General features: G+C 50.4%; 17 protein-coding genes. 2 read left to right on the forward strand and 15 right to left on the reverse strand.

Annotation, left to right across the window (positions count from 1 at the left end; translation table 11 throughout):
• Positions 1–59: 59 nt before the first annotated feature.
• From K0J45_RS11355 to topA, 5 genes are all read right to left on the reverse strand, one after another.
• Positions 60–971, reverse strand: coding sequence for a putative ATP-dependent zinc protease (locus K0J45_RS11355; protein WP_220042647.1), 912 nt, complete (start codon positions 969–971; stop codon positions 60–62).
• Positions 972–1029: 58 nt separating this feature from the next.
• Positions 1030–1404, reverse strand: coding sequence for a SpoIIAA family protein (locus K0J45_RS11360; RefSeq protein ID WP_220042648.1), 375 nt, complete (start codon positions 1402–1404; stop codon positions 1030–1032).
• 404 nt (positions 1405–1808) lie between these two features.
• Positions 1809–2159 (reverse strand): DUF3802 family protein, encoded by a 351-nt coding sequence (locus K0J45_RS11365; protein WP_011866020.1) that lies wholly within the window; start codon positions 2157–2159, stop codon positions 1809–1811.
• 119 nt (positions 2160–2278) lie between these two features.
• Complete coding sequence (locus tag K0J45_RS11370) at positions 2279–2854, reverse strand: YceI family protein (RefSeq protein WP_258406672.1); 576 nt, start codon at positions 2852–2854, stop codon at positions 2279–2281.
• Positions 2855–3041: 187 nt separating this feature from the next.
• Positions 3042–5690 carry a type I DNA topoisomerase gene (gene topA, locus K0J45_RS11375; RefSeq protein WP_220042650.1) on the reverse strand — a complete coding sequence of 883 codons (2649 nt, stop codon included), beginning with the start codon at positions 5688–5690 and terminating at the stop codon, positions 3042–3044.
• Between the two features lie 358 nt (positions 5691–6048).
• Here topA and astB point away from each other — a divergent pair, with 358 nt between their 5' ends.
• A complete protein-coding gene (gene astB / locus K0J45_RS11380; RefSeq protein ID WP_220042651.1) occupies positions 6049–7386 on the forward strand; it encodes an N-succinylarginine dihydrolase in 1338 nt (445 codons plus the stop codon).
• Positions 7387–7702: 316 nt separating this feature from the next.
• On the opposite strand, the gene K0J45_RS11385 is transcribed toward astB, so the two are convergent.
• Positions 7703–10156 (reverse strand): Ig-like domain-containing protein, encoded by a 2454-nt coding sequence (locus tag K0J45_RS11385; protein ID WP_220042652.1) that lies wholly within the window; start codon positions 10154–10156, stop codon positions 7703–7705.
• Positions 10157–10372: 216 nt separating this feature from the next.
• On the opposite strand from K0J45_RS11385, the gene K0J45_RS11390 reads away from it, so the two are divergent.
• Positions 10373–11692, forward strand: a complete 1320-nt coding sequence (locus K0J45_RS11390; protein WP_220042653.1) for a dicarboxylate/amino acid:cation symporter — start codon at positions 10373–10375, stop codon at positions 11690–11692.
• 499 nt (positions 11693–12191) lie between these two features.
• Here K0J45_RS11390 and K0J45_RS11395 read toward each other — a convergent pair whose 3' ends face one another.
• The 9 genes from K0J45_RS11395 to apt form a co-directional block, all read right to left on the reverse strand.
• Entirely contained in the window at positions 12192–13496 is a 1305-nt protein-coding gene (locus K0J45_RS11395; RefSeq protein WP_220042654.1) for an inosine/guanosine kinase, read from the reverse strand.
• Positions 13497–13693: 197 nt separating this feature from the next.
• Positions 13694–14707: a ferrochelatase gene (hemH, locus tag K0J45_RS11400; protein WP_220042655.1), complete on the reverse strand. Its 1014-nt coding sequence runs from the start codon at positions 14705–14707 to the stop codon at positions 13694–13696.
• Positions 14708–14843: 136 nt separating this feature from the next.
• Positions 14844–15488: an adenylate kinase gene (gene adk, locus K0J45_RS11405; protein WP_220042656.1), complete on the reverse strand. Its 645-nt coding sequence runs from the start codon at positions 15486–15488 to the stop codon at positions 14844–14846.
• Between the two features lie 543 nt (positions 15489–16031).
• Positions 16032–16871 (reverse strand): co-chaperone YbbN, encoded by an 840-nt coding sequence (locus K0J45_RS11410; RefSeq protein ID WP_220042657.1) that lies wholly within the window; start codon positions 16869–16871, stop codon positions 16032–16034.
• A 120-nt stretch (positions 16872–16991) separates the two neighbouring features.
• Positions 16992–18911, reverse strand: a complete 1920-nt coding sequence (gene htpG / locus K0J45_RS11415; RefSeq protein WP_220042658.1) for a molecular chaperone HtpG — start codon at positions 18909–18911, stop codon at positions 16992–16994.
• Positions 18912–19066: 155 nt separating this feature from the next.
• Positions 19067–19666 carry a recombination mediator RecR gene (recR, locus tag K0J45_RS11420; protein ID WP_144202937.1) on the reverse strand — a complete coding sequence of 200 codons (600 nt, stop codon included), beginning with the start codon at positions 19664–19666 and terminating at the stop codon, positions 19067–19069.
• A 2-nt stretch (positions 19667–19668) separates the two neighbouring features.
• Positions 19669–19998: a YbaB/EbfC family nucleoid-associated protein gene (locus K0J45_RS11425; protein WP_144202934.1), complete on the reverse strand. Its 330-nt coding sequence runs from the start codon at positions 19996–19998 to the stop codon at positions 19669–19671.
• 248 nt (positions 19999–20246) lie between these two features.
• Positions 20247–23543: a DNA polymerase III subunit gamma/tau gene (gene dnaX / locus K0J45_RS11430; RefSeq protein ID WP_220042659.1), complete on the reverse strand. Its 3297-nt coding sequence runs from the start codon at positions 23541–23543 to the stop codon at positions 20247–20249.
• Positions 23544–23916: 373 nt separating this feature from the next.
• Positions 23917–24471, reverse strand: a complete 555-nt coding sequence (apt, locus tag K0J45_RS11435) for an adenine phosphoribosyltransferase (protein ID WP_083764354.1) — start codon at positions 24469–24471, stop codon at positions 23917–23919.
• Between the last annotated feature and the right edge of the window lie 150 nt (positions 24472–24621).

Here is a 24621-nt window from a genome sequence, read left to right on the forward strand (position 1 = left end):
AAAAATCCCCGGAGGTAGCCACTTCCGGGGACGCTATTTTGTCTGCCGTGTCTGACGGGTTACTTCGCGACGTCGACCAGGTAGTGGCCCTGCAACCAGTTACGGCCTATCAAGAGCTTGTTGGTCATCTTAGTACGGTCTCTCAGGTTCACCTTGACCTTATACTCCCTGCCCGGCTCGCCCACATTGAGTTCCACCATGTAGCGCACCTCACTGCCCTGGGCATTGCGAATAAGCGAGGTTTCGACGATACGGGCATGGACACGTTTTGTTTCACCTTTCTCGTTTTCCGTGGTGAAAGCGAGCATCTTACCGACATTTTGCTCCATATCTTCGACGCCATTTTCCACCTTGAGATCCACCGCGTGCAGCGAGTTCTCTACCGCGCCGGTATCGATACGGGTATCAAACAGGAGGCCAGTTTCCAGGATGCTGATGGGGGCCCTGGCACCTATCACCCGCTTTTCAGACACATCCACCACATACTTGCCTTTTAGCCAGTTACGGCCGATCAGCAGCTTATAATCCATGTGGCCTCTGTCTCTAAGGTTTACCTTGACCTTGCGGGTCTCACCGGCAAAACCGACGTGCATCTCCACCATGTAACGTGTCTCAGTGCCCTGAGAGTTGCTGACGGTAGAGGTTTTAACTATCTTGGCGCTCAAGCGCTTACGCTCGCCGGCAACGTTTTCTGTGGTAAACCAGATAGTCTTACCCACGTTGTCTGCCATCTTCTTGGCGCTGCCCCCTTGGATCTCAAGATCGAAGGCATGCAAGGAGGTATTACCTGCGCCGGTATCGATGCGGGCCTGATAGACGAGCCCGGCTTCATCGACCGTCATCATGGCCGTCTGGCCAATGACGGCTTTATCGTCGCCATAGGCTGGCGCCAGCAGAAATAGCGCCACTAATGTTAATGCTTTGGTCAACGCTTTAAGGCTCGACATTCTCAAGGTCAACATTCTAATCATAAAAAATATCCTAAACCCAATTAAACGAAGCCGACTGAGTGTCGGCCTATCTACAATCTTAATCCGGCGAACTCTCACCCAGCCAGTGCAGCGCCTCATCCGCCGCTTGCCGGGCAAATACCTTCACCGGACAGGGCGCCATATAGGCCATCACTTTGGCAGTGTTGGCCACCCACTCACTATCTGTGATGATGGCGACTCTGGAAAAGTCCGTCAAATGAAAGAATCCTAATTTGGCATCATCCCACAAGGTTTCAACAGATACCCCTTCAAATTCTTCACTAAATTCATACCAGAGCTTAATGGTTGAGTGATCTTGCAACTTGGTCTCTATCGCCGGAACCAGAGTCTGGTCATAGTCGGCCCGAGAGAGCACGCCTCTGGCTTTGACCGCCACGGTATCATGATGAAATCCCGACAGTAGTTCTATCATCAACCACTCCTTTTGAACTAATAAACAAAATGATAGACGAAGAGACAAAATAGCGTACAGGTACAGACACAATGCACCAGGTGCTCGCTGATGTTGGGCCCTAATCGTATGTACCTGTAATGACGTACAAACTGCACCCCCAACCAGACCAAGATGAAGGGCACAAAGGGCAAGGAGATGACAAACGGAATGAACCCCCAGCCAAACGCCAAGGCGTTAGCACTAAAGATCTGAAAAATGACCCAAAACAACACGAGTACCGCATAGATAACAAAATGTTGTTTACTGATAGAGGTTGCAGACATGCACACAAACTTCCCAATTTCGCACTTATGCTAACAGTAGGAATAAAGGCTGACATTCTCAAGCAGTGAGTTGTAAACACCTGTTTCGGATTGCAAAACCTAAGCTTGCATCTTGGCAATTTCTTGATCGAACAGATTTTTGATCAATCCCGAAAACTCGGTAATAAACAGGGTCTGCTCTTGGGTGGCATTGTGGTTTGCCACCTTGGCTAAGATCTCTTCTAAGTCATAGACGATGGCGTCGACTTCGCGGATCACCATGTTGCGCTCGGCAAAGGTTAAGGAAGGATTTTGGCCACACACCATGATGATCTGCGCCGCCAACTGCTCTTCAAACAACTCCATGACGGTGTCACCCGCTACCCCACCCGCTTCGGAGGCCTCAAACAAGCCTAGATGCTCGGTAAGATATTGTATTAGATGTATGTATCCGTCTTTATCAGTAACCATTTTTTACCCTAAACACACGACTTATATATGAGCATGGTATAGCCCATGCTCAATATCCAGTTTCTACCGCCATTATGATATAAATCGAGTATCCAATCTTGTTGTTAGTGCACGTTTTTCTATCGCATTAAGGTTAACACGAAAGAAACCGGCACCGCCTTGCTGATAGCAGGCAGACCGGCTATTTCTCTGAGCTTCTCAACCCCAGGTGTCAGACCAAAGTCACCTGCATTGACCACCAGTGGCGCCTCACTGGCCACCATCAACTTATCATTGGCCACCTTGGCCACACTCACCATCACAGGAAGAGTCTGGGTCTTACCATGCAGGCTCACCTTGGCATCGACACTCATCGACATTATGGTGCCGACACTGGCTTTGTCGATCGCCTGTCCGTCGAGACTGGCAGTTAATTCGACGCTCGGATACTGAGCGGTTTCAAACAATATCTCTTTCATGCGCTGATCTCGGATCTCCACATTGGTGACCACACTGTTAAGGGGAATAGACAGGCTAAAGGCGCCGGCGTCGCTAAGCTGGCCCGAGACCTGAGTAAAATGATGCACCTCTGCGATATCACCCTTCTTGATTGAGATAAAGTTAACCCGTGACCCCTGGTTACTCACCTGCCAATCGGCCGAATAGGCGTTTAAGCTTAAGATCCCAAGTCCTGCAGCCATGATCAGTGTTTTCATTTTACGCTCCATTTATAACCCTAAGTCCGTCGAAACCTCTGCGATGAAACCCAGCTAGTTTAATGATTAGCAAGGTAATCTTATCTATATTAGCCTAATACAACAGATTATGAACCACTAATATTTATCTCAATAAAAAAGCCCTAACTCAGTTAGGGCCCTTCTTAGATAATTGACACTCTGTCAGTTAGGCTTTCTTCTTTGCCTTTGGCTTAGCCTTGGCTTCGCTGACCCACTTGCCGCCGACAAACTTGGCCGTCCAACCGGTCGCCTTACCGTCGATTTCGGTTGCCACATACTGCTCCTTGGTCTTACGGCTAAAGCGCACAACCGCCTTATTACCGTCTTCATCCGCTACAGGGGCATCGGCCAAATATTGATACTTGGGCCATAGGAGCTCACGGTACTTCACCAGCTCTTCCACCAAAGGCGCGCGGGTTTCACGTGATTTAGGGAAAGTGCTCGCGGCCAAGAAGATGCCTGCGGCGCCGTCTCTGAGCACGAAATAGCCGTCAGACTTGGTACATTTCAGCTCGGGCAGGTGGATTGGATCTTCCTTTGGCGGAGCCACTTCACCATTTTTCAACAGTTTACGAGTATTCTTACACTCGCTGTTAGTACAGCCAAAATACTTACCAAAACGGCCATTCTTCAGCTCCATATCGTTGCCACAGCGGTCGCATTCGATAATCGGCCCTTCGTAACCCTTAATCTTAAACTGCCCCTGCTCGACTTCGTAACCGCCACAGATGGGGTTGTTACCACACACATGCAGCTTGCGCTTCTCATCGATAAGATAGCTGTCCATCGCCGTGCCGCAAACATCACATCTGTGCTTGGCGCGCAGTGCATCGGTTTCGGCATCTTCGCTGTTTTCGCTGACGGCCTCTTCACCCGGCGTCAGATTCATGGTCGTCTTACAGCGCTCTTTCGGCGGCAAGGCATAGCCTGAACAGCCCAGGAACACGCCGGTAGTACCGGTACGAATGCCCATTGGACGTCCACAGGTCGGACAGGCGATATCGGTCAGCACCATCTCGTTAGGGCGCATGCCGCCCTCTTCCGGCGGTAGTTCGGCCTTTTCAAGCTGAGCGGTCAAGCCTTTATAGAAGTTATCCAGCACCTTCTTCCATTCGAGCTGGCCCTGGGCCACGTTATCCAGGGTCTGCTCCATGCCGGCGGTGAAGTCGTAACTCATCAGCTCTTCGAAGCTGCCGATGAGGCTCTCGCTAACGATCTCCCCCATCTTCTCGGCGTAGAAACGACGATTCTCGACCTTCACATAGCCACGGTCTTGAATGGTCGAGATGATGGTCGCATAGGTCGACGGACGGCCAATACCGCGCTTCTCGAGCTCTTTTACCAGTGATGCTTCGCTATAACGCGCCGGTGGTTTAGTGAAATGCTGCTTAGGTAACAACTCTTCTAATGCCAGCACATCACCCTCGGCAACCATTGGCAGGGTGTTGTCTTCCTCGTTTTTCTTCTTAAGCGCAGTCTGGACCCGAGTCCAACCGTCAAACTTAAGGGTACGGCCACTGGCCTTGAGTTCGTAATCCCCTGCGGTGACAGTCAGACGCGTCGCATCGTATTTCGCTGGGGTCATCTGACAGGCAACGAATTGGCGCCAGATCAACTCATAGAGACGCTGGGCATCTCTTTCCATATCGCTAAGGCTGCTGGCACTGACATTCACATCAGACGGACGGATCGCTTCGTGAGCCTCCTGGGCCCCCTCTTTGCTACCATAACGGATCGGTGCATCAGGCAAATACCTATCACCATACTCCTTGCCGATCATGTCACGCACACTGTCGAGGGCTTCCTGACTCAAATTGGTCGAGTCGGTACGCATATAGGTGATATGACCCGCCTCATAGAGACGCTGAGCCATCATCATGGTCTTCTTCACACCAAAGCCGAGACGGGTACTGGCCGCCTGCTGAAGGGTCGATGTGATAAAGGGCGCCGAGGGCTTGCTAGAAGTCGCTTTGACTTCACGGCTAGTAACCTGGTACTTACTGTCTTTTAGTGCGTTAACCGCCACCATGGCCTGGGCTTCGTTTACAGGGTTAAAGTTATCCCCCTTAAACTTAGCCACCTGCATCTTGAGCCCTTCGTTGCTCAAGGTCGTCAGCTCTGCATGAATGTCCCAGAATTCTTCTGGTACGAACGCCTTGATCTCGCCTTCACGCTCGACCACCAAACGCGTCGCTACCGATTGCACACGCCCTGCGGAGAGGCCACGGGCCACTTTTTTCCACAGCAGAGGTGACACCATAAAACCCACCACGCGGTCGAGAAAACGTCTCGCCTGCTGGGCATTAACCATATTGGTGTTGAGCTGCGACGGATGGCTGAACGCCTCTTGAATCGCGCTCTTTGTGATCTCATTAAAGACCACGCGCTGGTAGCGCTCTGGATCCCCACCAATCACTTCTTGAAGATGCCATGCAATTGCCTCCCCCTCTCTATCCAAATCGGTTGCGAGGAAGATATGATCTGCATTTTCAGCAAGTGACTGTAATTCTTTGACAACTTTCTCTTTGCCCGGAAGCGTCTGATACTTGGCCTTCCAGCCTCGCTCTGGGTCGACACCCATACGCGCAACCAGGGCTTTCTTCGCTTTGTCAGCCTTATATTTAGCCTTCTCTTCGGGGGACATCTTGCGCACTTCGGCGGGCGATTTAGTCGACGAACTGGCGTCACTGGAGGATGAGGTAGGGAGATCACGGATGTGACCCACACTCGATTTTACGATGTAATCTTTGCCGAGATATTTGTTAATAGTCTTGGCTTTGGCCGGTGATTCGACAATAACTAGCGATTTACCCATAGAATGATCTGCGCCAAAAAGTCTCAAAATTCTGTAAATTGGCTCCATATATAGAGGGTTGTATCAATAGTTTCAAGCTAATCCCTGTTTTATTTGTTACGGCGAGCCAATTTTTAACCGTTTTTGAAAAAAATGTGAAAAATAATATTGCGTAATTAAAAACTAATATTTCATTATTCCCCAACTAGCAAGTAATACTTATGCATTTCTGAGCCAATATCACAGATAAGGCTCCATCCCCCTAGCTTGTTATGCCCCAAAGCTCAAGTATACTGGAGCACAAATTCAACGAATTACGGCGCCACCTCTAACCTGTGTTGACGCCCTATTAAAGCAATAATAACTTGAAGGATATGCAATGAAGCATTACGAAGCGAATTTTGATGGACTCGTCGGACCGACTCATAATTATGCGGGCCTGTCATACGGTAATGTGGCTTCTTTAAATAACGCCGCCGCAATATCCAGCCCTAAGGCGGCTGCGAAACAAGGCCTCAAGAAAGCCAAGGCCCTCGCCGATTTAGGCTTGGCCCAAGGGATGCTTGCCCCTCAGGAGCGTCCAGATCTTCACACACTGCGTCGAATTGGTTTTTCTGGTACAGATGCCGAAGTATTAAATAAAGCCGCCAAACAGGCCCCTGCGCTCCTCAGAGCCTGCTGCAGCGCCTCAAGCATGTGGACGGCCAACGCGGCAACCGTCTCACCAAGCGCCGATACCCATGATGGTAAGATTCATTTCACCCCGGCAAACCTGGTAGACAAGCTCCATCGCAGCATAGAACCGGTGACCACAGGTAACATACTGGCCGCCACCTTTAATAATTCGTGTTACTTCCACCACCATCAACACCTGCCTGAGCACGTAAGTTTCGGCGACGAAGGCGCTGCTAACCATACACGTCTTTGCAGCGAATACGGTCATGCGGGTATCGAACTCTTCGTCTACGGTCAGGAAGCGACCAACCCTAACGCGCCAAAGCCAAAGAAATACCCGGCGAGACAGACTCTCGAAGCCTCACAGGCCATCGCCCGTCTGCATCAACTCGATGATGAGAGCAGCGTATTTATCCAGCAAAACCCAGATGTCATCGACCAAGGCGTGTTCCACAACGATGTGATCGCCGTGGGTAATCAGAATGTACTCTTCTACCACGAGCAGGCCTTTGTCGATACGCAGAAGAAGCTGGCCGAGATCCAAGGTAAGTTCAACGGTAAAGAGCTGCACTTTATTGAAGTCCCTACCGCCAAAGTCGGCATTCAGGATGCGGTGAAGAGCTATCTGTTTAACACCCAGATAGTCACCCTACCCAATGGTGAGATGGCAATTATTGCGCCGACAAACTGTCAGGAAAATGAGGCGGTATATGCCTACCTTAACGAACTCGTCACCTTGGGAACACCGATCAAGCAGGTGCACTATTTCGATGTGAAGCAGAGCATGCAAAATGGCGGCGGCCCCGCCTGTCTACGACTGCGTGTCGCCATGAATGAGACAGAGCTTGCTGCCGTCAACCCAAACACCCTTATGAATGATGAGCTGTTTAACAGGCTTAACCTCTGGGTGGATAAACACTATCGTGATGAGCTTGCAATCGACGACCTCGCCGATCCTCAGCTCATCGTCGAATCGCGCACCGCGCTGGACGAACTGACACAGATAATGAAGCTCGGCAGCGTGTATCAGTTCCAGAAATAGCTATTAATTACTAAGTTAAAACTGAAAAAGCCATCTGAAAAGATGGCTTTTTGCATTCCTAAACTCAAGTACTGACTTTCCTTCCCCGTCCAACTTACTCAGCAATAAAGGCTCCTGTTCAACGCTCCTTATTTTAGATAAGTTAAATGAAAGGGATATACATCTTAGTAATACACAAGGTTAACAATTGATTAGTCTCATAAATTCTATATTGAACATTATTTACTCTAAGATAAATCTCATCTGTCAATATCAATTACAACTAGAAACAAAAAACGCACAACAATCTGCGCTTTTATACATGGTCGAGATCAACTTAGTGAATCACAATAGGAATACTTGCCAACTCAGTAATGTCACCTTTTGGCGTAGTTGCTTCAATGAGAAGCGTACCCGCATCTGGTTGTTCAGCACCTTTAATAGTCACACTATAAGGTACAGAGCTGTTTACGTTGGTTGATTCGACAACAAATCGTCCTTTGCTCGCCAAGCTTCCCGCCGATGGAGTAAAAGTAATCACTGTCCCTGCAGGTAAAGGTTGATTGTGGAGATCTCCAATGATGATCGAAGCACCACCGATAGTCTTACCTAATATATCGATAGTTTGATCACCATTTAAACCCTTGCAAGGATCAGTATCGCTACCATCCTCAATACAGCTATCAACAATGACTGGAGTCGAAGCAATTGCATTGCTTCCCGACATAACTAATACCAATGAAGCTCTTACATCTAATGATTTCTTCATAGAAGAACAACCCACATGAGGTGTGCCAGTTTCGTCTAAGGCACACAAGCTGCCATTGTATAGATCATCACCAACATCAAACATCCCGTTGTTATTAAAATCGACAAAAGTTTCAGCATCACCACCAGCTTCGCCATTGAACTTCGGATTGAAAAATCCATCCTCATTATGATCAACAAAAGCTTCATCTAAATCATAAGGATTTCCAGAGACATCATTTCCCTTAAAACGATCAAACTCAGCTAAATCGAAACGTCCATTACCGTTAAGATCAGGGAAAGACTCTTCGCCGATAGCTCTCGCCAATATGGTTACACGTCCGCCATAAGGCTGTCCAATATCGGCTCCCAACGACGGTTCTTGGCCAAGTTCAAATAGCGTCTTGCCTGTAGGTCTAGGATTTTGGCTCGTCCACTTCACCGAACAAACACCATCTTGTGTAGTACACGATGAATCAATTACGCCACCCTCAGTGGTAAAGGTTACTGCAGTACCATCAGGTACAGGGTTGTTAAAGGCATCAGCCAAACGTGCAGTGATATTGACGACTACACCATCATAATCCCAACCTTCAGGGTTAAGAACATCCGCAGAAAGCGAGAAACTATCCTGATCTGGCAAACCAGTCGATATGACCAACAAATTAGATTGACTGGAAATCTCAGGAGAGCTGCCATCAACAACCGCTGTTACTCTAACAGATGTAGATACGGTACCAGAGTTAACCACTGTTTGCGCTATACCTTGGCTGTTAGTCGTTGCAGTTGTTGGATCGAGTACAATATCACCAGTATCCGTGTTAAGCGAAAAATTCACCCTTTGATTGCTGACAGGATTACCATTGTTATCTATCACTTGGAATTTAACAGTCGAGGACTCGGCTCCACCAGTTCCTTTTAGACGAATAAGTTCTGGAATTGCTTCAACAAACTTGATACTACCCACACTTGCAGGTAAGACATTGACCGTCGCCTTTGCAGACAATGACTTACTGCCAACAATTGCATTGACATTTATCGCGTCATCACCCACACAGCCTTTTGCAAGATATGTAGAAGTTGCTACACCATTAACGGCAACTACTGGCGTACTAATCTCTGCTTCAGCTGGTGTTTTATTTGCACAAACAGATGAAAACTTAACTTCTACTGGCTCGGTAAAAAGATTACCAGCGTCATCTTGAAGTGTCACAGAGATACTTGCAGTACCGCCTGCTGAAACAACCGCTGGCGAAACAGCCGCAACTTCAGCTTGGAAAGGCTCACCACTCCCCATCAATACATTTGTAGCTCCAACCTTAAAGACTAACTCTGCATTTTCACCAGTAACAAGTGTTGCTGTAGCAATCCCAGCTCCAGGCTGAGAACCTGCCAAAATTTGAACATAAGCTTTACCATCTTCAGTTGCCGCTGTTTCAATTGGTAACTCGCCAATATCACTGGTGAACTTTACGATTGTTGCTTTAGATATTCCCGATACCGTGGCGACCAAATAACCTGGCGATAATGACGATATAGTATTGATCGGGGCCATAGTAGTTAAATCGTCTACCAATATCAGAGCAACTTGAGCGCCACCTGTTGCTGCGCCGCCATCACCTTGAGTATTAAAAGAAACTGAAGCTTCTACTGTTGTTCCACTCTCAACTTCATATGATGCGGTTATCTTACCCGATCCCAGCTTATCTCCAGGAAGGACGTCTATTGATACATTACCATCAGCGTCACTGACACCACTATCAGGAGTAAGAACCCCTTCACCTTGAAGTGAAAATACGATTCTGCCACCAGACAAGGGAGAACTATTCTTGGTTAGGGTCGCATATAGTTTCCCCGGTTGAGCATTGGAAATGTCAGTAGTTGGTTCACCACTTCCATTAACTAATGCAAGAGACAAACTATAAGAGTCCTCACCTGGAGTCGGTGTACCGCCACCACCGTCCGTGACATTTCCCCCGCCGCTACAGGCGACAATAAAAAGCAAAAATAAATATGAGGTAAAAACTTTAAACGCTGACTTCATTGTCAGACTCCCTGTTACTCAGATTATCATTATAAGCATCGGCTTATTACTTATAGGCTAACATTACACAATTTTCCCATAACTTTTCCATCACTAATCGCAATTAAGGACCCAAAAGTGACAAAAACTTTAACTATTTAGCCGTTTCATCACCTGGGGTTTCTTGCTAGGCTTTAGGTGCAAATTGAAAAGCATAAAAATAATACAGGAAGCACTATGGCTGGCACGCAAAACAAAAAATTAGGCCTCACCGGAAAAATACTCATAGGTATGGCCGGAGGCATTTTAATCGGGCTACTGTTACGCAGTTTTTTCCCCGGTAGTGAGTTTATCGAAGAGTATATTACTAACGGCTTATTGAACGTGGTCGGCAGTATTTTTATCTCGAGTTTACAGATGTTGGTCGTCCCTCTGGTCTTCATCTCCCTGGTCTGTGGTACCTGCTCGCTGAGTGACCCATCATCCCTTGGTAGGCTCGGCGGAAAAACCATCGCTTTTTATCTGTTTACCACGGCGATTGCCCTTTCTATGGCCATCTTGGTCGCGCTGCTTGTTCATCCAGGTAACGCCTCGCTAGCGGCAGAGAATATGCAGTACAGCGTTAAAGAGGCCCCTAGCCTTTCGGACGTATTGATCAACTTGGTTCCCCGCAACCCGATACAGGCAATGACAGAGGGGAATATGCTGCAGATCATCATCTTTGCAGTGATCTTTGGCTTTGCCATTTCCCATATTGGTGAGCGCGGCAAACGTGTATCGGCGCTATTTAATGACTTAAATGAAGTGATCATGCGCGTGGTCACCCTCATCATGCAGCTAGCCCCTTACGGTATATTTGCCCTCATGGGTAAACTCGCCTTAACCTTAGGTCTCGAGACATTTGAAAGCGTCGTTAAATATTTCGCGGTAGTTCTGGCGGTGTTATTAGTCCACGCCTTCGTGAGCTACCCAGTGCTATTAAAACTCTTCTCCGGACTCAGTCCCTTTACCTTTATTCGTAAGATGCGCGATGTGCAGCTGTTCGCCTTTAGTACGGCCAGCTCAAATGCCACCCTGCCAGTGACACTAGAAACCTCTGAGCACCGTCTAGGGGTGGATAATAAGGTTGCCTCTTTCACTCTGCCGCTTGGCGCCACCATAAACATGGACGGCACGGCGATTATGCAGGGTGTCGCCACGGTGTTTATTGCCCAAGTATTTGGTATCGACCTCACTATCACCGACTATGCCATGGTGGTGGTCACAGCAACCCTAGCCTCTATCGGCACAGCAGGTGTACCAGGTGTCGGTCTTATCATGCTAGCCATGGTGCTTAATCAGGTGGGTCTGCCTGTCGAAGGTATCGCCCTTATCATGGGGGTCGACAGACTGCTGGATATGGTGCGCACCGCGGTCAACGTGACTGGCGACTCGGTGGCGACTGTGATCATCGCCAAATCGGAAAATGCCTTTAACCAGGCAACCTTCGATGATCCTCAAGCAGGTAAGACGGCGGGCAGCTTCGTCGATCAGGTAAACGCCGAGCTCAAAGAGTAAATATGCTAGATATCATCAATCTGTAAAAGTAAAAATCCACCTGCATAGCAGGTGGCTTTGCTTTTGAGGCACCCTATAAGGGTGCCTTTTATATCGATAGAGATTTTAGTGTTCTCTATGACCTACTCTCGTCTTCACCTACATTATTTTAGTTTTCACTCTTCCTCAATCATTCCACCACTAGCAATACCTAAACCAGAAGAATCTCACAAGTATTCAATCACTTAATAACAAAGGTGTTTTGAATAAATATGGAAAGATTGAAAATACGAGAGATACTGTTCAGGAGAAAGTACGGGCATAGGCCAGAAGGAACGATCACCACCTCCATAGGAGGTCGTTTCAGATTGCCAACGAAAAAGGCGTCCAATGGACGCTTTTTCTATTGATATATGGTTGAACAGGAATTAGCTTAATCGAGCCTTTCTAAATCAGCACAAGCCTCTTTAAAACAGCACAAGCCTATTTAAAGCTGCCAAAACCTACCTTTCCCAATAGCCTATCTTTCCCAGTAAGCTTCTTCCAGGCTGTCTTCCCGCTCAGGCAGGCCGCGAGACAGACGTGGACTGTGCTGCGCCAACACCTCGTAGGCTACGCGGTTGGCATACTTACAGATCTGCGAGAAAGAGGAGTAACACAGGCCGTCGCGCTTATGCTTGCTTGAGCCCGGCACATTGGCCTTATGATAGGTGTTAGAGGCAAGGTCGTGCAGCAGCGCCGCCAGCGCACCATCTCCCGCACCATTGGTGTTACGTATGATCTCAGGGCCGCCCATATAAGGCGAGATATGCGCAAATACCTTAATAGGCGTCTGGCAGTCACGCTTTAGCTTGGGCCTGGAGAATTCATAGCGATTAAATTCTGGAATTGCGCCAGGTAGCAGCGTATGACTGGTTTCGCGCTTCTCAGAGTCCTCGGTATAACCCGCGGTGTAGAGCCCCAGCGGACCTGCCGTAGTAAGCACCATATCACACCACTCAAGCGCCGCATTGCTGGCACTCAAGGGGTCTTTGAACCCGGTCAGGGCTTCGCCCTCATCTTCGTTCATCGCCAGTATGGTGACATTTTCCTTAATGAATTCGATCCACCACTGTGGATCTTCCTCAATAAGGAACCGTGTTCCCAAAGTCAGTACCACGGGCACATCTGCCGCCTTGGCGTATTCGATGGCTTTTAACGCCGCATCTGTGATCTTATCGCCACCGCTTGCGCGCATCAAATAAGCGGTAAGCACTAGTGCCGACGAGGTCTGTACTATCTCCTGGTCGATATATTCAGGCGTAAGCTTATCCATCGATCCCTTGCTGATGGCAAAGGTGCGCTCGCCGCACTCTGAGATCAGGGTGAAACAACGACCGATAGGCCCATCGACTGGCTGCAGAAAATTAAGATCCACCTTAGAAGAGGTGTTGCACAGGTAACGATAGGCGTAGCTACCCACCTCGATGTGGTTGCTCATTACCCCAAACAGCACTGAGCGATCGTCGGCGAGAATAGAGTAGTTGTGTACCGTGTTACCTATGGTGCCACCGGCAAATTCATCGCTGATCAGCTCAGAAGACTTCAGTTCTGTGTAGAGCTGATGCGCCTTCTCGTCATCGATCAGCGTCGAGTTTCCTTTCGGCAGGGCGTAACGGCTAAGCAGTTCGTCCCCCACTTTGGCTTCGATGTCGACCAGCGTCTGATCGATTCCGCTGATATGGGTGGAAATATGCTGCGGCTGCAGGGTTAACTGCGCCAATAATGGATCACGATTCTTAACTGGAAAGTAATGTTTCGACTTACGTTGACCGGGAAACTTCATACAGAACTCACTCTAATGCATCCATGCTGAATCAAATAAGAATAAACAGCACACTAGACCCCCTTAGTCTGCTGTCTACCAGGCCGCGTTATGGTTAATGCTACGCGGACGCCATCGCCTCAAAAAAACGGCGGCAGATCGTACCATATAAAATAGCATCGGGCAGTGATTTATGCCGTTTACCTAAGATTCTTTGCTTAAGATTTAAGCCAGCCCGCCGCCTGCTCATCGACCAAGTCCGCGAGCAGCTGCATGTGCGCTTCATCCTCGTTCAGACAAGGGATGAAATGATAGGCCTCCCCGCCCGCCTCGATAAAGCTCTCCTTGCCGCCAATGGAGATCTCTTCAAGCGTCTCCAAACAATCCACGGCAAAGGCCGGGCAGAGAATATCCACGCGCTTAATCCCCTGACCCGGCAGGCTCTCGAGCAGCGCGTCGGTTGCCGGTGTCAGCCACTCCTCCTTACCAAATTTCGATTGAAAACACAGACGCCACTGTGACTCGGTCAATCCCAAGGCCTCGGCTAATAGCTCGGCAGTGCGTTGACACTGGTTCTGATAGGGATCGCCCTCGTTCACATAACGTAGCGGCACGCCATGAAAGGACATCAAGAGGCAATTCCCCTGCCCCTTATCTTGCCAGTGACGCCTTACAGATTCGGCCAGCGCCGCGATATAGGCTGGATGCTCAAAATATTCTTTACTGAAACGGGTCTCGGGATAGTTGCGTCTGCCCTTATAGTCACTGGCGATGGCATCGAATACCGGTGCCACGGTGGAGCAGGAATACTGGGGATACAGCGGCAGCACCACCAGGCGCTCAACACCCTGAGCCACCAGCTTGTCTATCCCCGACGACAATGAAGGGTTACCGTAACTCATCCCCAATTCCACCGGAATATCGCTGCCATGACGCGCTTTTAGAATCGCACTCAGCGCCTCACGCTGACGCTCACTGATCACCATCAGGGGCGAGCCCTCGGGCCACCAGATAGACTCATAGAGCTTGGCTACGGCCTTGGGACGCGTATTTAATATGATGCCATTGAGTATGGGTTTCCAGATCCAAGGATTTAGGTCCACCACACGGGGATCGCTGAGAAACTGTTTTAAGAACTGCTTTACATCTTTAGGCGTGGGCGTATCTGGCGTGCCGAGATTAACCAGCAAGACACCAAGCTTAGCGGGAGATAAGTTGTCGACTTTATTCAAGAATTACTCTACTCATATTCTCTGGCAAGGATAGCGCTAGGCTAGCACCCACCCTGGCATAAAAAAAGCCCACCTAGGTGGGCTTTTTCAAATATGAGAAGCAGCTCATATAGCGCTTCGCTTTATCGCAGCGGAATTAGCCAATCGCCTTAACGATAGCTTCGCTCACAGCGCCAACACTCTGGGTGCCGTCGAACTTGTTGTAGGTCAGCTTGCCTTGTTCGGCGACTTTACCGTAGTACTCAACCAGCGGCTTAGTCTGCTCATGGTAGATGCCTAGACGCTTACGCACTGTGCTCTCTTCATCATCTGGGCGGATAGCCAGATCTTCGCCGGTTACATCGTCTTTACCTTCCACCTTAGGTGGGTTGTAAACGATGTGGTAAACACGGCCAGAGCCTGGGTGTACACGACGACCGCTCATGCGCTTAACGATCTCTTCGTCTGGCACGTCGATTTCGATCACGTGATCGATATCGATACCGCTAGCCGCCATGGCATCTGCCTGAGGAATGGTGCGTGGGAAACCGTCGAGCAGGAAGCCCTTGGCGCAATCGTCTTGGGCGATACGCTCTTTAACCAGTCCAATAATCAGCTCATCAGAAACCAACTGTCCTGCATCCATCACTTTCTTGGCTTCTAGACCCAGAGGCGTTCCCACTTTAACGGCTGCACGGAGCATGTCGCCCGTAGAAATTTGTGGCACACCGTATTTTTCCATGATGAATTGGGCTTGAGTACCTTTACCGGCACCTGGGGCACCTAATAGCATAATGCGCATCTGAGAGTCCTCTTATTTCGCATAAATTTGATTATTAGTTTTATCTGGGCGGCGATCTTCGCACAAATGGGCGTCTATTTGAAGGGCCGCATGGCCAGTTTTAATTCGACTTTAGGCTGATACCACAGATACCACCTTATAAAGCGACCGGGTCAGCATATATCACTGGTATGATGACCCGCTGCAGAGACTCATTAGGGGCTGTTGTTCTTTCAAGTTTAATTTTTGTTCAATCTAAACGCGTTTTGCACGAGGCGAGAGTCATGAAACATAGTTACTCTATGTGAATGGCGAACAACCAAGAAATCGTCTGGAACGATTTCTAACAGCATTGCTGACCGCCCACGGTGAAAGGCAGGAAGCCTTTCATAAAGTGCAGTGCGTGTTTAGATGAACCCATTGGGCAGTGTTTGTAGGCCATTTTTATAGCATTATCGCCCGTTTGTGTAACTCTGGTTTATAAAAACACTACACGCACAGGCTCTGCCTTGTATAAATCACCTACAAACTGCTGCAAAAACAAACAGCAAAGATCAACAGGACCTAGTAGAGCAAGGTGTATAATTTGCGGCGATATTGATTGGCCACGGCATGTCCCTGACCCAAGGCGGTGAGGATCTCCATGAAAAGCTGCTTGATCTCACCTTGCTGAGCCTGCAGATCTGTCTTTAATACCAGATAGAGACGCTCGAGGGCTTCTTCATCGCGCTTGGCGCCATGAAGCGCCTTGGCAAGGGACAGGAGCTTGGCAAAATCGCTGGGGTGTTGTTCGACATCATCCAGCAGACTTCTGATCTCCGGTGTATCGGCGGCGTCCAGCGCCAGGGAGAGCTTGGCCTTGAGGCTCTGATAGTAAGCGTCTTGATCGGCAAGGCCGACACCATCGAGTAGCACCTTAGCCTGATTGATGTCTGACACGGCCAGCAGCGCATCAGCATACACTAAGGATACCTCGGCCGTCTGGCACTCTTGATAGGCTTGCTTGAGCAGCGGCATCGCCCCTTCGGCATCGCCCTCGGCGAGCTGTACCTTGGCCTGATTGAGCGCGACTTGCCAGGCCTTAGGCAGATGCTGGTCGAGTAAGGCCTCAATTTGCGCCGCCTCTTGCAGGCCGGCAAAGCCATCGACAGGCTTACCCTCTTTCAGTACCAAAGTGGTTGGTAGACTCTGGATCTGAAAATAGTTGGCTATCTCCATCTCCTGATCGCAGTTGACCTTAGCCAGCAGGAAACGTCCCTTTGCGGCGATCTGGGTCAGCATCTGCATCAGCTGCAGGCTCTCTGGGCTCTGCTGGCTCCAAAACGTCATGACCACCACCTGCTGCATGGAGGCATCGACCACTTGCTGAATGTTTTCTTTGGTTAAATCCAATACTGAATCCATAATATCTCTTTTATCGAGAGCGTCTCTTTTTTTGAGAGAGCTTGTCTCTGTTAATGAGTTAGCGATAAGTAGATAGCATAAGAGGCAGTCAAACTGCCTCTTACTAACTCTAGCTTAGATTTATTTAACGCTGGCTAACAACATCTTGTTCATCAGTTTGATAAAAGCTGATGGGTCTGCCAGGCTGCCTTTCTCAGACAGCTGCGCCTGTTGCAGCAAGAGGTCGGCCCACTGACCAAACACCTCTTCATCCTGCTCAGTGTCCAGACGTTTCACCAGCGGGTGCTCAGGGTTAAGCTCAAACACAGGCTTGCTCTCTGGCACGGCCTGGCCTGCGGCCTGCATCAATTTAATCATCTGCGACGACATCTCACCGGCGCCGGCAACCACACAGGCTGGGGTGTCGGTTAGACGACTGGTCACCTTCACCTCGGCCACCTTATCACCCAGCACCTCTTTGACGCGTTTCACCAGTCCTTCAGACTCGGTTTCCAGCTTCTCCTGGGCCTCTTTCTCGGCGGCATCTTCCAGCTCACCCAGTTCGAGATCGCCACGGGTCACTGAGTGCAGCTGCTTGCCGTCGAACTCAGTAAGATGGTTGATCAACCACTCGTCGATACGCTCTGACATCAACAGCACCTCGATACCCTTCTTACGCAGTAGCTCTAGGTGTGGGCTGTTGGCCGCCGCGTCATGACTGTCGGCAACGATATAGTAGATCTTGCTCTGACCTTCCTTCATGCGCTCAACATAGTCACTCAGTGACACTGTATGAGCCGCCTCGTTAGCGTGAGTCGAAGCAAAGCGCAGCAGGCCGGCAATCTTCTCCTTGTTGGCGAAATCTTCCGCCGGACCTTCTTTCAATACCTGGCCAAACTCGGCCCAGAAGGTTTGATACTTCTCGGGATCGTTCTTAGCCAGCTTCTCTAGCATGCCAAGCACGCGTTTGGTCACCGCTGTGCGCAGCGCCGTGGTGATCTTGTTGTCCTGCAAAATCTCACGCGAGACGTTTAGCGGTAGATCGTTTGAGTCGATAAGACCCTGCACGAAACGCAGGTAGCTCGGCATAAACTGCTCGGCATCATCCATCACGAATACGCGCTGAACGAAGAGTTTCAGGCCGTGTTTACGGTCGCGATTCCACAGATCCCAAGGCGCCTTCGACGGGATGTAAAGCAGACTGGTGTACTCCTGTTTACCCTCGACGCGGTTGTGGCTCCACAGCAGAGGATCGGTAAAATCATGGGAGATATGCTTGTAGAACTCTTGATACTCTTCGTCGGTGACATCGCTCTTGTTACGAGTCCACAGGGCGGTCGCCTTGTTCATCGCCTTCCAGTGACCTTCGGTCGCAGGAATGGCTTCACCGCCCTCCTCGGTCGCTTCCTGGGCTGGCGTGCCTTCTTGCCACATCTCTACCGGTACCGAGATATGATCTGAGTATTTGGTGATGATTGAGCGCAGGCGGTAATCGCTCGCAAACTCTTTCTCTTCTTCGCGAAGGTGTAAGATGATCTCTGTACCACGACTCTCTTTGACGATGTTTTCGACAGTAAATTCGCCTTCACCGGCTGATTCCCACTGCACCGCCTCATCTGCCGCGTGACCGGCGGCGCGAGTGCGTACGGTCACCTTGTCGGCAACGATGAAGGCCGAATAGAAGCCCACACCAAACTGACCGATCAGCTGTGAGTCTCTAGACTCATCGCCCGACAGGTTCTTGAAAAACTCCGCGGTGCCAGACTTGGCGATGGTACCCAGATGCTCTATCACGCCATCGCGGGTCATACCGATACCATTATCTTCAATGGTCACTGTACCTTTCTCGCTATCGGCACTGACGCGTACGCGCAGCTCACCGTCGCCTTCGTAAAGCTCATCTTTAGTCAGGGCTTCGTAGCGAAGTTTATCGGCCGCATCGGCGGCGTTAGAGACCAATTCACGCAAGAAAATCTCTTTATTGGAGTATAAAGAGTGGATCATCAAATTGAGTAGTTGTTTGACTTCTGTTTGAAAGCCATGGGTTTCTTGATGTGACATGGATGTTTCCTTCTCTATTTCACAAAAACGCTTATGGCTTTAGAGATGGGGCTAGATTTTCGCTTTTCAAGCCAAAAACAGACAAAGGGTTTTAATTGGTCAAAAAAAATCCAGCTCAAGATGAACTGGATTTTATTGCAGGACTTAAAAGAGCCTTATAACGGAATGCGTCCATTAAAGGAGAGCGCCAGCGTGGTGCTGTCGACATACTCAAGCTCGCCGCCCACGGGCACACCATGAGCGATTCGGCTCACATTGACCTCGTGCTGCTTGGCCATATCGGCGATAAAGTGCGCCGTCGCGTCCCCTTCTACCGTGGGGTTGGTCGCCAGGATAAGCTCGCTCACCTCGCCACTGGCCAGATGGGTCTCCAGCAGGCTCAACCCAAGCTCGTCCGGTCCCACACCATCGAGGGGTGACAGGTGGCCTAAGAGCACAAAATAACGGCCAGAGAAGTGACCGCCGGCTTCAATCGCCAGCACGTCTGCAGGCGTCTCGACCACACAGATCAGATCTGAGCTGCCACGGCGACTACTGGCGCAGATGGGGCACAGGCTCTCTTCGGTGAAGGTGCGACAACTGCTGCAGTGTCCCACATCACTCATGGCACTCGACAGCGCCTGGGCGAGCTTGTGACCCGCCTTGCGATCGCGCTCGAGCAGCTGAAACGCCATGCGCTGAGCCGACTTGGGGCCAACCCCGGGCAAGCAGCGCAGCGACTGGATCAACTCATCGACCAGGGGACTAAATTTCATCGTTAGAAAGGCATCTTCATGCCAGGTGGCAACTGCATGCCGCCTGTGACTTCAGCCATCTTCTCTTTCTGGCTCTCTTCGACACGACGCGCCGCATCGTTACAAGCCGCCGCGATCAGATCTTCGAGCATCTCTTTGTCATCTTCTAGCAAGCTTGGGTCGATCTCGACCTTACGTACGCTGTGAGAGCCTGTCATAGTGACCTTAACAAGACCCGCACCGGCTTCACCGGTCACTTCCATACGCGCGATCTCTTCTTGCGCCTTGGCCATCTTGTCTTGCATCATCTGGGCCTGTTTCATCAGGTTGCCCATACCGCCTTTTCCAAACATATCGAGTTCTCTTCAATATTAAAAAAACTGGCTAATCTTACTGAATTAGCACCAATAAGCAATCAAAGCTGATCACCAATCTTAAAACTTATGACCTGCGAGCCCTTTCGCACCGCTCGCCCCATTCATTCTATCGAGCCAACTGCACTAGCTCACTGCACTTGCTCACGACACTTGCTCACGACATTAGTAAGCCGCACTAATGACTGACTCAAGCTATCCCTCATATGAGCGATAACTCGTGTGAGTTAAGACTCCTCTGTCGCCACAAAGTTCGACTTATCGATAAGTGCTATCGTCTGACCCCGCTTACCCAGCAGCTCCGGCAGATAACTTAAGCTGTCTGGCTCCATCTCTGCCTGCATCACCTGTGTCAGCCACTGAATGTTTTCATCTTGCAATAGCCCCTGATGCGCCTGCTCTAACAGCTCACGATGAAAACGCTGACGTATCTCTAGCGGTGTCTCGCGCTCAGGCTCGACGCCGACACTAAACCCCACCTGGCAGCTGCCGCCCAAGGCCTTCGACAAGGCATCTTCGAGCTGACTGATGGCGCCTGGCGCCGCCAAATGCTTCTGATTGGGTTTAAGCACCAAAGGCAGTGGCTCAATAAAGGTCTTACATACGGCGTTGACCGCCAGCTGTCTTACCCGGCCGCCGATCTCCAGCGCCGACATCAAGCGGTACCATTTAAGATCCGTATCGTGGCCTGTGATCTCATCGGCCACAAAGGTCACTTGTGTAGTCTGGCTGACGGGCTCAGTGACGGCTGAAACTGCCGTCGCATCCTGGACCGCAGGACTCTTAACTGATTGATTACCGTTGTCTGAATTTTCCTCTAGATCTTGACCATCCAGGCCTCGATTCTCAACGCCTTGGTCATTCCCAGCAACGCCATCGACGCGGGCTTGCGACTCTGTCTGAGTATCAACTTGCACTACCTGATTAGGCGCTTCATCGCTTGGCGCGGTCATCGCCTGCAGGCTCGGCTCAGGCGACACCCAAGGCGGCCTGTCTTCATCATTTAGGTAGGCAGTAGGCTGCTCCGCAAAATTATTGTTCTGCGTCTCAGGCGCTTTCGTACCATGCTCAGTCATTCCCGGCTCGATCGTCACAGCCGTGTCCGAGATAGCTTCGACGCTCTGGGCATTATCTTGATCGTTCTGAGCTGTCTCACCAAGGCTATGGGGGGTAGCTTCCCCGCTCGAAGCTATTTCACCGATGCTCTGGGCTTCGTCATTCCCGCTCAGGGCTGCTTTTTCTCCGCTCAGGGCTGCTTGCTCTGGCCGTTTGGGTGGCACATAAGGCTCTGCGCCAAACTTGTTCTCTTCGCCCGCCTGCTGTTCGCTACTCGCTTGAACCTGGTTAGCCCCAGGCTTCTTAGCGCCGACTAGAGGCTTTTTTGATGCGCTCTCCTTAGCCGCGTCCTCCTTAGCCGCATCTTCCTCAAGATCGCTAAGCAGACTCTGACGCGCGTTCAATACGGCATCGAGCAGATCATCTTCTAACAGGTTGGGCGTGGTTTCTTCACTCGCCGATGCAGTATCGGGCGTCAAGCCGCCATGGGGGGCATTTTCACTTACCGGAGCGCTAATAGTCTGGGCACTGTTGTCACCAGTCGTTGTCGCCTCAGAGGAAGAGTTATCGCCAGATGCCTGACTATCCTGTCCCTGTTGATAGGCAAGGTAGGCTTCATAGTCGCTTGGGTCACCAGACTCATCGTCATCTGCACTGAAATAGAGATCATCGTAAAAACTGCCGCTCTCGTCTGCCGATGATGCAGCTTGCTCGGCTGCTGTAGTTGTTTGCTCGACGCTTTCTGCCGGCATTTTTAGCTCGCTAGGCAGAGCCGCTTTACCGCCTTGTGCTGTCGCAGCACTCGTCGACACATCTGCTTTAGAATCGGCAGATGCTTCGCTTACGGGACTCTTATTTGCCGAGCTTGTTTCTTGCGAGCTCGGCTCAGGGCTAAGCTCAGGGCTGTGCCCTTGGCTTTGGGCCTGACTCAAGATCAGCTGCTGCTCGGCAAACAGATCGAGTGCGCCCTCATCTTCTTCAAGCGCATCCTTTTCTGTAGAATCAGCTTCAACTAAATCCGCTTCAACTAAATCCGCTTCGACTAAGTCCGCTTCAATTGGGCCGTCAGTATCGTTTAACTTTTTCGTCTGCTCAGCAGTTGGCGTTTGCGCATCTTCTTGAGAAAACATTGCCGCACTTGCTTCACTGCTGGCCTCGACCTTAGCTTTTTCTTCAACCTTAGCTTTTTCTTCAACCTCGGCCTTGTCTTCAACCTCGGCTTCCGCCTGACTGTTTGGCACAGACTCAGCAGGTTTCACCAACTTAACTGTTTCATCTGGCTTAGCAGAGGTTGGCGCAACTTCTTCACCCTTGCCCTGTTCTGGTAAGAGAGGTTCAGGTAAGAGGATCTCACTGCCGGCCTCGCCCATCCAGCGCTGCACGGGCGCCTCGGGCACGAAAGCGATAGCGCGCAATAGCGCCATCTCCAGGCCTGACTTAGGGTCGGGCGCGTGGGGCAGATCCTGACGACCATTTAGCAATAGTTGATAATAGAGCTGTACCTGCTCGGGCCTTAGCTGCTTGGCGAAGGCCTTGATCTGCTCGGCATATTGCGACAGCTGAGCGGCGCTGGGTGCAAACTGGGTCAAGGTGATCTGGTGCAGCAGTTCCAGCAGGCTGCGCAGTACCTCACTGGGATCGGCGCCAAAGGAGAGCACTTCTCCGGTCACCTTCATCAGCTGATCCACGTCGCCATCACACAGGGCTTTGAGCAACACAATCACATGGTGCTCATCTATGGTGCCTAGCATAGTTTGCACCTGAGTGAGCCTGACTTGACCAGCCCCGAAGGCGATGGCCTGATCCGTCAGACTCAAGGCGTCACGCATACTGCCGTTGGCCGCCTTGGCGAGTAGTTTTACCGCGCCATCGTCATAGCCAACCTGCTCCTGCGCCAGGATGTGGCCAAGCTGCACGCAGATCTCATCGAGTGTCAGACTCTTAAGGTTAAATTGCAGACAGCGGGAGAGTACGGTTACCGGTAGGCGCTGGGGATCTGTGGTCGCCAGCAAGAACTTAACATGCTCAGGGGGCTCTTCCAGCGTCTTCAACAGCGCATTGAAGCTGCTGCGCGAGAGCATGTGCACCTCATCGATAAGATACACCTTGAAGCGGCCGCGTGTGGGGCGGTACTGAACGTTGTCCAGCAACTCGCGGGTGTCGTCGACCTTGGTGCGCGACGCCGCATCCACCTCGATAAGATCGACAAAACGGCCCTGGGCGATCTCGACGCAGCTGGCACACTGGCCACAAGGCGAGGCCGTTACCCCTTGCTCACAGTTCAATCCCTTGGCAAATAGCCTGGCCAGACTCGTCTTACCTACCCCTCGGGTACCGGTAAACAGATAGGCATGATGTAGACGGTTTTGCGATAAGGCATTGGTAAGGGCATGCAGCACATGTGACTGACCGACAACTTGCTCAAATGTTGCAGGGCGCCATTTTCTGGCTAACACCTGATATGACATGGAACTCCCCAAGGTTGGTAACTATTACGAAGCACACTTCATTAATCAGCAAACAATAACATGTCAAGGTCCATCTCGCTAGCAAGCTAAGCGCTTAGCGCGCCTTAATTTATCTTTGTTAAGCCAGCTTGCTTCATGTTTAACCTATCACCCGCTTTGCCCGCCATTTAAAGGCCTATTTCTAAGCCATCAAGAGCGACCATTTCGGTCACTGACAGGGCAATGTTAGCCATCTCCCCTCACCCATCAGCCGCATTTGATAGACAAAAGGCTCACATATCTCATCGGCCTGAAATCACTGACCCAGATAGCAAAATGCCGCGGCATAGCCACGGCACTTAGATGCTCAACATGAGTGAGCAATTAGACGATATTACTCGCCTTCAAACTCACATAGGGTCATCAGAGAGAGGCCCATCTCGGCTAGACGATGCTCACCGCCAAGCTCTGGCAGAGAGATCACAAACGCCGCATGCTCAACCTCACCACCGAGCTGACGGATAAGCTTTACTGTCGCTTCGATAGTGCCGCCTGTAGCCAGCAGATCGTCGACCACCAATACCTTATCGCCCGGCTTAATGGCATCCGTGTGGATCTCCAGCATGTCATGGCCATATTCCAGCTCATAACTCTCAGAGATGGTTTCACGCGGCAATTTACCCGGCTTACGCACAGGCACGAAACCTACGCCCAGCTCTAATGCCAGCGGCGCGCCGAAGAGGAAGCCACGCGCCTCGGTGCCCACTACTTTGGTCACGCCAAGATCTTTATAGCGCTCAACAAACAGGGCAATCGTCGCCTGATAGGCCGCGGGGTCTTCCATTAAACTGGTTACATCGCGAAACATAATCCCTGGTTTCGGATAATCTGGAATTGTCTTAATGCTCTGCTTGATCAAGGCTAACTTGTCTGTATTCATTACTACCATCTTTTTCGTTTGAGCCCTTAAAAAGGACAAACTGGCCATAGGGCCAGTTTTGACTAGAATTTTCGGCTAAAGCTTAAGCTCCTTTGATATGGGTTGCAACAGCGAATGTCACAAAGCTTAACCAAACTCACCGCCAAGGTTCACAACCTA

It is taken from the genome of Shewanella alkalitolerans (assembly GCF_019457575.1).
Taxonomy (GTDB): Bacteria; Pseudomonadota; Gammaproteobacteria; order Enterobacterales; family Shewanellaceae; genus Shewanella; species Shewanella loihica.

What these genes read in the sequence shown, in the direction of transcription:
- K0J45_RS11360 (WP_220042648.1), bottom strand. Translation starts at nt 1,404, where the DNA reads ATGATAGAACTACTGTCGGGATTTCATCATGATACCGTGGCGGTCAAA.
- apt (WP_083764354.1), bottom strand. Translation starts at nt 24,471, where the DNA reads ATGGTAGTAATGAATACAGACAAGTTAGCCTTGATCAAGCAGAGCATT.
- K0J45_RS11425 (WP_144202934.1), bottom strand. Translation starts at nt 19,998, where the DNA reads ATGTTTGGAAAAGGCGGTATGGGCAACCTGATGAAACAGGCCCAGATG.
- dnaX (WP_220042659.1), bottom strand. Translation starts at nt 23,543, where the DNA reads ATGTCATATCAGGTGTTAGCCAGAAAATGGCGCCCTGCAACATTTGAG.
- htpG (WP_220042658.1), bottom strand. Translation starts at nt 18,911, where the DNA reads ATGTCACATCAAGAAACCCATGGCTTTCAAACAGAAGTCAAACAACTA.
- K0J45_RS11370 (WP_258406672.1), bottom strand. Translation starts at nt 2,854, where the DNA reads ATGAAAACACTGATCATGGCTGCAGGACTTGGGATCTTAAGCTTAAAC.
- K0J45_RS11355 (WP_220042647.1), bottom strand. Translation starts at nt 971, where the DNA reads ATGATTAGAATGTTGACCTTGAGAATGTCGAGCCTTAAAGCGTTGACC.
- K0J45_RS11365 (WP_011866020.1), bottom strand. Translation starts at nt 2,159, where the DNA reads ATGGTTACTGATAAAGACGGATACATACATCTAATACAATATCTTACC.
- K0J45_RS11390 (WP_220042653.1), top strand. Translation starts at nt 10,373, where the DNA reads ATGGCTGGCACGCAAAACAAAAAATTAGGCCTCACCGGAAAAATACTC.
- adk (WP_220042656.1), bottom strand. Translation starts at nt 15,488, where the DNA reads ATGCGCATTATGCTATTAGGTGCCCCAGGTGCCGGTAAAGGTACTCAA.
- topA (WP_220042650.1), bottom strand. Translation starts at nt 5,690, where the DNA reads ATGGGTAAATCGCTAGTTATTGTCGAATCACCGGCCAAAGCCAAGACT.
- K0J45_RS11385 (WP_220042652.1), bottom strand. Translation starts at nt 10,156, where the DNA reads ATGAAGTCAGCGTTTAAAGTTTTTACCTCATATTTATTTTTGCTTTTT.
- K0J45_RS11410 (WP_220042657.1), bottom strand. Translation starts at nt 16,871, where the DNA reads ATGGATTCAGTATTGGATTTAACCAAAGAAAACATTCAGCAAGTGGTC.
- astB (WP_220042651.1), top strand. Translation starts at nt 6,049, where the DNA reads ATGAAGCATTACGAAGCGAATTTTGATGGACTCGTCGGACCGACTCAT.
- K0J45_RS11395 (WP_220042654.1), bottom strand. Translation starts at nt 13,496, where the DNA reads ATGAAGTTTCCCGGTCAACGTAAGTCGAAACATTACTTTCCAGTTAAG.
- recR (WP_144202937.1), bottom strand. Translation starts at nt 19,666, where the DNA reads ATGAAATTTAGTCCCCTGGTCGATGAGTTGATCCAGTCGCTGCGCTGC.